Origin of the sequence: Mesorhizobium sp. M1050 (assembly GCF_040318715.1) — a bacterium.
Taxonomy (GTDB): Bacteria; Pseudomonadota; Alphaproteobacteria; order Rhizobiales; family Rhizobiaceae; genus Mesorhizobium.
Genome location: NZ_JAMYMV010000139.1, coordinates 1 through 6,905, shown reverse-complemented (window position 1 = coordinate 6,905; position 6,905 = coordinate 1). Strand labels below are relative to the sequence as shown.

At 63.9% G+C, this 6,905-nt stretch carries 4 protein-coding genes and 1 pseudogene; 1 reads left to right on the top strand and 4 read right to left on the bottom strand.

The window, feature by feature from the left end:
* Positions 1-681: 681 nt before the first annotated feature.
* A complete protein-coding gene (locus tag NKH57_RS33215; RefSeq protein ID WP_352604088.1) occupies positions 682-870 on the top strand; it encodes a YodC family protein in 189 nt (62 codons plus the stop codon).
* A 123-nt stretch (positions 871-993) separates the two neighbouring features.
* Here NKH57_RS33215 and NKH57_RS33210 read toward each other — a convergent pair whose 3' ends face one another.
* The 4 genes and pseudogenes from NKH57_RS33210 to NKH57_RS33195 all read right to left on the bottom strand — a co-directional run bounded on the left by NKH57_RS33210 (position 994) and on the right by NKH57_RS33195 (position 6,873).
* A complete protein-coding gene (locus NKH57_RS33210; RefSeq protein WP_352950558.1) occupies positions 994-2,574 on the bottom strand; it encodes an indolepyruvate oxidoreductase subunit beta family protein in 1,581 nt (526 codons plus the stop codon).
* Entirely contained in the window at positions 2,567-4,720 is a 2,154-nt protein-coding gene (locus NKH57_RS33205) for a thiamine pyrophosphate-dependent enzyme (protein WP_352950556.1), read from the bottom strand. Before NKH57_RS33205 ends, NKH57_RS33210 begins: the two co-directional genes overlap by 8 nt.
* Before the next feature lie 99 nt (positions 4,721-4,819).
* On the bottom strand, positions 4,820-5,302 hold the full coding sequence (locus tag NKH57_RS33200) for a MarR family winged helix-turn-helix transcriptional regulator (RefSeq protein ID WP_352950554.1): 483 nt from the start codon (positions 5,300-5,302) through the stop codon (positions 4,820-4,822).
* Positions 5,302-6,873: pseudogene (locus tag NKH57_RS33195) on the bottom strand (phytoene desaturase family protein). The gene NKH57_RS33200 and the pseudogene NKH57_RS33195 overlap by 1 nt, the downstream one beginning before the upstream one ends.
* Positions 6,874-6,905: the final 32 nt, after the last annotated feature.

The following is a 6,905-nucleotide window of genomic DNA, read 5'->3' as shown; positions in this document are numbered from 1 at the left end:
ATCCTCGGCGAGGTCACGTCAACCGAATGCCGAAATTACTTCACCGAGGCTGGCTATGCCCAACCTAAATTCATCCCGCTCTAGGATAATAGCTTCCTTTAAGGCGTTGGCGGTCCCTGCCAACCCCAGCAGATCGTCGATAGAGACAAGTGAGCGAGGTTTGCTAACGTCATCGTTTCCCATGGCTGAAGCTAACAGGGTTCTTAGCTCGAGGGGAAGAAATTCACCGGCGCTGCTTCATGCTCACAACCATGTTGCTGAAGTAGATGGCCGCCGCTATTGGCGATGACCACGCCGCCGTCAAACTCATAAGAATCATCAACGTCGAACGTTGTGAGGTTGGAGGCCTCGCCTCGGGATCGAACCGAGGCTTCAGAGATTTGCCGTCTCCAGCGTAGCCGCTCCGCCACGAGGCCATCGGTGTCCAAGTAACGGCCAAATATTTACGGAAAGGTTAAGACCGAGCAGATCGATCGAACCACATACCGACCAGAACGGTCGGCGACCCTCTCGACCTCACCGAAACTCACCCGCGATGCATCGCCTTCGCACCTGTTCGTACTCACGACCTCCTGGCCGTCGTCGCGCTGCTCGTGCAAAGGAATGCGTCGCCGGCGATCTCTGCCATTGTCGAGATCCTGGTTTGGTGTGAAACTCGTAGCCTCAGCATGGGAGGTCAAAATGCCCAATACTTTCAAGACTGGAGACGTCGTCAGGCTGAAATCCGGGGGCCCCAGGATGACGGTGAGCGATAGCGCTGCCTCGGGCATGTATCTGTGCCACTGGTTCAATCGCGAGGGCGAAGTGTGGACCCCGCAACATGCCGGGTTCAAGCCTGAACAACTGATTGCGGCCGAACAGTCGGACTAGAGCCAGGCTTACGCAGCATGTCGGAGGTGTTGGCCGACGCCTTTGGCGAAGATGCGCTCGCCCTTCGATCGTGTCGCCGCCATCCGCAGGGCGGCCGGCATCTGTGGACGCCTGCCAGCTATTTCAACTGACTGGATCCGGCCCCAGCGTCGCCACCGTCTTCAACGCACCGTCGAGCATGTCGCCCTTCTCGTCCTTCAACGCCATCTCGCGCAGGCGGCGGATCCAGTCGGCGGCGTCCGCTCGGCCCTTGAGCAGATCGAGCGCGGACAGCACGCGGTCGAATTTCGATTGGGCGCGGACATGGGTGTCGCTGTAGCCCTTGATCAGCCGTCGGCAGTTGAGGATCTCGACGGCCAGCGCGTAATCCTGGGGCACATGGTCGAGCGCCAGCGCGTACCAGCGATCGAGATGCGCCATCTCGACCTTGTGTCGCAGCAGGCGGCGGCGCCAGCGGCGCAGGCCGCCGATGTACCAGAGTGCTGCAAAGCCAGCAAAACTGTCGGTGCGGATGCGACGGCCATGGTTGATGCGACGATCGAGAAAGGCGGCGAGCTTCGGCCGGTTCTCGATATAGCTGCCCAATCCCGCCGGCAACGTGCCGCAGAACTCCTCGATGCGCGGGTGGAAATATTCGGTCACCTGCAGGATCGAGTCGTCCTTGACGCCGACCTCGCGGCGTACGCGCCTGTCGCGTGTCGAGCGTGTCTTCAGATCGGCGACGCGAATCATGTCGTCGTAACACAGCGCATTGGCCAGATGCTTCGCCGCAGCGATGGACAAGCTATATCCGCGATCCGGCTCGTCCAGCGCGACCGCCTTGTCCAGCCGGTCGAGATACTCGCGCCCGTAGGCGATGTCCTGATAGTCGACGACCTTTCTCAGGCCCCTGAACGCCATGTCGCGCACCGCCAGCGGCATCGGATCGATTCGTGCAGCCAAGGCCTGCCAGCCTTGCAGCAGGTTTTGCGGGCCACTCACATGCCCTGTGCCCAAGGCGGATTCGACGATGGCTGGCTCTGCCGGCTTAGGCGCTGGAACTGCCGTGCCACGCGCGCGATCAAACGCAGCGCCGAAGGCGGCGAGGCTGGCCTTGACGCCACGGCCGCCAGCGCCGATCGCCTGCTCATAACTTTCGCGCGTGAACGGCAGCGCATCGGATCCAGCCAGGGCGCCGAGCAGGCTGGCCGAAATCATCGAGCCATTGTCGGCGGCGATCTTTTCCATGTCGAAAGCGATGAAGCGCTTCGAGGCGGCTTCCGCCGTCGCATGCACTTTGGAGGACGAGGCGCGGCCATCGCCCGGTTCGATCTTTTCCGACACGGCAGCGATGCGGTGCGACGAGGCGATCAGCGTGGTGCGCTCGGGCGTGACGAAGCCGCGGATGATGGCGCGGCCGGCTTCCATCAGTTCCGCCGCGATCAGGATGTCGACATCGCCTTGCGAGGGCGACAGCGCGAAGACGGGCAAGCGGCCGGTGTCACGGGCCATCTCGACATAATAGATGGTGGCGCCGGTGCGCTGGGCGACGCCGGCGACCGAGGTCGATTGCGCGACAAAGCCGTTGCGCTCGGCAACATCGGTGATCCAGTCGGCAAGCACGCCGCCGCCCTGGCCCCCGACCGCCAGCACGGCAAGCTTGATGACGCGCTCGCCGTCCTGGGCGCCGGCGCGGGCGCGAAGTGGGGGGACGGCGTCAAGCATCGGCGAAGGTCAGGCGCCGGCTTTCGCGCCGGTGCTGCAAAAGGGTGATGGTGGCGCGGCGCGCGGCTTCGAGGGTGCGGTCCCAACGGCTCGGATTGTGCACGACATCGGCGCGGTAGAAGGATGGGCACAGCACCGCCGCATCGGCGACCTCGCCGCAATTGCCGCAGCCGACGCAGCTCTGGTCGATATGCGCCACCGGATCGTCGCGCAGCGGATCGTCGAGCGACTTGACCGACAGCGACGGACAGCCCGACAGCCGCATGCAGGCATGGTCGCCGGTGCAGATGTCCTCGTCGACGCCGAACTTCGGTTTGACGACGCGCGTCCCCCCCTTGATCGCCTTGTCGACCAGCGGCTTTTCGCGGCGCTGGCGGTTGAGCATGCATTCGGACGAGGCGACGATGACCTTCGGCCCCTTCTCCTCGGTGGTCAGCGCCTCACGCAACGTGTCCTGCATCTTGGTCACGTCATAGGTGCGGTCGACATGGCGCAGCCATTTGACGCCCATGCCCTTCACCGCCTCGGTGATCGGATGCTTCGTCGACTTGGTCTTGTTGCCGGCGCGGGATGACAGGATGTCCTGCCCGCCAGTCGCGGCCGAGTAGAAATTATCGACGATGACGATGACGCCATCGTTCTTGTTGAACACCGCATTGCCGATCGAGGAGGTCAGGCCGTTGTGCCAGAAGCCGCCATCGCCGACGAAGGAGATCGAGCGGCGCTTGGCGTCGGGCGAATTGAACGCCGAGGCGGAAGCCGGCCCCAACCCGTAGCCCATGGTGGTGGCGCCGAGCTCGAAAGGCGGCATGATCGAGAACAGATGGCAGCCGATGTCGGAGGCGATGTGGTGCTTGCCGAGCTCCTGTTCGACCAATTTTGTCGCGGCAAAGATCGGCCGCTCCGGGCAGCCGATGCAAAAACCGGGCGGTCGTCCTGGAACGACGTTGATCAAATCGGCGGTGTCGACGCCGTCGCCGACCTTGTTTGGGGCACGCACTTCGCCAGGCAGCAGATGCGGCGCCTCGGCACGCAGGAAGGCGCCGATGCCGTCGAGCATGACCTGGCCGGTATATTCGCCGGCCATCGGCAGATGCTCCTTGCCGACCAGCCTGGTGCCGCGGCCGGCCTTGTGCAGCTTCGCGGCGAAGGCTTGCTCGATGTAGTTGGGCTGGCCCTCCTCGACGACGAGTACGGATTGCTTGCCTTCGCAGAAAGACAGGAATTCGTCATCGATCAGCGGATAGACGGCGTTGAGCACGTAGAGCGGCACATCGGTGTCGCCATAAATGTCGGCAAGGCCGAGACGCTGCAAGGCGCGGATGACCGAATTGTACATGCCGCCCTGCATGACGATGCCGACCGAACCATGATCCGAGCCGAAGAATTCATTGATCTTGTTCTTGCGGATGAACTCGACCGCCGCCGGCCAACGTTTCTGCACCTTTTCTTTCTCATGCAGGAAGGATGCGGGCGGCAGCACGATGCGGCCGGTGTCGCGGCGTGGTGCATCAAGCGCATCGGCGACCGTCATCGGCGGCCGCTTGTTGTCCTTGGCGATGAAATGGCCGTGGACATGGCAGCAGCGGATGCGAACCTGCAGCATGACCGGCGTGTTGGAGACCTCGGACAGCTCGAAGCCGTCCTCCACCGCCTTGACGATCGACGGCAGATTGGGGCGCGGGTCGAGCAGCCAGACCTGGCTTTTCATGGCGAAGGCATGGCTGCGTTCCTGCATAATCGAGGAGCCCTCGCCGTAATCCTCGCCAACGATGATCAGTGCGCCGCCAGTGACACCGCCGGACGCGAGATTGGCGAGCGCATCGGAGGCGACATTGGTGCCGACGGTCGACTTGAAGGTCGCCGCACCACGGATCGGGTAGTGCACCGAGGCGGCCAGCATGGCGGTGGCTGTGGCTTCCGAAGCGCTGGCCTCGAAATGCACGCCGAGCTCGCCCAGAATGTCCTGTGCGTCGGCCAGCACGTCCATCAGGTGACTGATCGGCGCGCCCTGGTAGCCGCCGACATAGCCGACGCCGCATTGCAGCAGCGCCTTGGTGATGGCGAGGATGCCTTCGCCGGCAAATTCCTCGCCGGCGCCGAGCCGAAGCTTTTCGACTTCCTTGGCAAAAGACCGTTCGGCCATTTTTTTCTCCTTCCGTTACCGCTCGAGGCTGGCGGCGCGTAGGTCTATCTGTTTGAGCATGACCTCTTCCGAAAACCGGGGCCACTTTTCGGGATCATGCTAGATGTCGTGCTTGCGAATGTTCTTCAGCATCTTCAAAAGCGTCGCGATGAGTGCGGAATATTCGGCGTCGTCGATATCGTCGAACATCGCCTCGAAAGCGTCATGCATAGCCGGCCAGGCGCGGGTGAACTCGGCGCGGCCCTCATCGGTCAGGAACACATGGCGGATGCGGCTGTCGGTGACGCCCTGCTCGCGCCGCACAAGGCCCTGGCCCTCCAGCGAGTCGAGCGTCCGGCTCAAAGTCGACTGCTCGATGACGGTATAGACCGAGAGGTCGTTGACGGTGATGCCGTCGGTGACCGACAGCACGGCCAGCGTGCGGACCTGCGGAATGGTTAGCCCCTGCTTGCGGAAATCGTCGCGCAGGGTGGCATTGTAGCGGCCCATGATGCGGTTCATCAGATAGGGCGCGAATTGCTGCAGGCCGATCTGCCCAAGGGTCGAGATGCGCTGGCGCTTTTGCGCAACCTTCTCTTCCATCACAGCCTCCCCGCCAGGAGAAAACCGGAGCCGCCACCAAGGCCCGCACCCGGATGGGTCGAGGCGCCGATATGGTAGAGGTTCTTGATGCCGGTCTGATGGTTGCGGCTAGTCTTGAACGGCCGCCACAGGAACGACTGGTCGATGGTCGAGGAGCCGCCATAGGGGTCGCCGCCGACCAGATTGATGTTCATCGCTTCGAGGTCAGCGGGCGAATAGGCGCGGCGCGCGATGACGCTGTCCCTAAAGCCGTCGATGTGGCTGGCAAGGATCGCTTCTGCACGGTCGGCATAGGCTTCGCGCAGCAAGTCGGTCCATTGCCCATCAGCCGGTGCCTGCAGCTTGCCTGCCGCATCGCCTTTGATGTGGCGGGGCGCCTCGGGCAGCTGGAGCCACAGGATCGCCTTGCCCTCCGGGCAGCGCGACGGATCGAGCGCGTGCGGCTGGCCGACACAGATGGTCGGCACCTCCGGCAGCACGCCGCGCGCCGCCTCATTGCAGGCTTTCGACACGCCATCCAGTCCCGGCGTCAGGTGCAGCAGGGCGACCTTGTCCAGGCCTTCGCCGCGCCATGCCGGCGGCTTGCTCAGGGCGTAGTGGATCTGGAAATTGCCTTTGCCGTAGCGGTATTTCTGCGTCGCCTCGACATCGGCTTTGGGCGCATCCGCGCCGAGCAGCCGGCCATAAAGCTGCGTCGGCGTGACCGAGCAGATGACGCTCTTCTTGGAATGGACGGTTTCGCCCGAGGCCAGCCGCACACCGGTGGCGCGGCCCCCGGCCAGGATGATGGAGTCAACGTCCGCTTCGGTGGAGATGACGCCGCCGCGTTCGGCAATGAGCGCCTCGAAGGCCGACAGCAGGTTCTTCGCCCCGCCCTTGACGATCGGCGCTCCGGCCGCTTCCAGCGCGAAGGCAATGACCTTGGCGATCTGGCCGGAGAACGCGTCCTCCGGTCCAAGACCGGCATGCAAAACCCAGGGCGCCCACAGTGCGTGGATGGTATCGGACTTGTAGGTGCTTTCAAGCCAGCTCCGTGCCGGCACAAGCGCCTCGCCTAGAAAGGCGGCAAGGCCGCGTGGGCCACGCCGCCAGGCATCGCCGGCCAGCAGCTTGGCGGTCGGATAGGACCACAGGCTGCCGCCAAGCAGGCCGAACAGCAGGCCGGCATTGCGCTCGATGCCGCCGACATCCTCCGCGTGCCGGTCGCCGTCGCCTGCCGCGATCGCATTGAGGGCGGCGACATTGGCGGCGCGGTCGGTGCTAAGCACGGCATGGCTGCCGTCCGGCCGCAGCACGCCCGTCGGCGTGCCGGTATGGCAGAATTCCAGCCCGTGCCGGGCAAGATCGGCGCCCAGTGCCGCAAAGGCCGGCGAGGTGATGAACAGCACGAAGGTCGTCGCCATCACATCATGGATGAAGCCGGGCGCGGTGATCTCCTCTGTGCGTATGCAGCCGCCAATGCAGTCATTGCGATCCAGCACGAGCACCTAGGCACCCTTGCCGCCAAGCATCGCCGCGAAGACCTGCGCGTCGATGCCGCTGCGGACGATTATGTGATCGGGGGTTTTCATTGGGGGCTGCGCTTCGTCGGCAGCGGAATCAA

Bases quoted from the DNA above. Each gene is read 5' to 3' on its own strand.
- NKH57_RS33215 (WP_352604088.1), top strand. From the start codon at position 682: ATGCCCAATACTTTCAAGACTGGAGACGTCGTCAGGCTGAAATCCGGG.
- NKH57_RS33210 (WP_352950558.1), bottom strand. From the start codon at position 2,574: ATGCTTGACGCCGTCCCCCCACTTCGCGCCCGCGCCGGCGCCCAGGAC.
- NKH57_RS33205 (WP_352950556.1), bottom strand. From the start codon at position 4,720: ATGGCCGAACGGTCTTTTGCCAAGGAAGTCGAAAAGCTTCGGCTCGGC.
- NKH57_RS33200 (WP_352950554.1), bottom strand. From the start codon at position 5,302: ATGGAAGAGAAGGTTGCGCAAAAGCGCCAGCGCATCTCGACCCTTGGG.